Here is a 410-nt window from a genome sequence, read left to right on the forward strand (position 1 = left end):
CAGCCCAGATTGTGACCAAGATCAAGTGAGGATGACAAAGTGAGTGGAATTAAGGTCATGCTTCAACGGTAAGACGCGTCGCCAGCTACTCGTTCTCAGTAGCATCAGATAATTGTGAATGGGTCAGTCGGTTCTTTCCGCCAAACCCCAGACCCCACACTCAATACCCACCCTGGTGATGCTATTGGAGCTGCACTCTCCTCACTCTTGCCAGTCTCGAAGCGAAGCTTCATCTCAAACTCAAAGCGTCTTCTCATGTTATCGCTCTTAGTTCAAGAACGGGATCCTGGCCTGAACCACGCCAGGATGACCCAAAGCAAGAAAAGGCTGTCATCCCGTAGAGCCTGCCCTGATGAGCGCCTCTTCTGTCATCCCGTGATGCGCCTGCACGGGATCTGCTCTTCCTAACC

It is taken from the genome of Mesotoga sp. UBA5557 (assembly GCF_002425715.1).
Taxonomy (GTDB): domain Bacteria; phylum Thermotogota; class Thermotogae; order Petrotogales; family Kosmotogaceae; genus Mesotoga.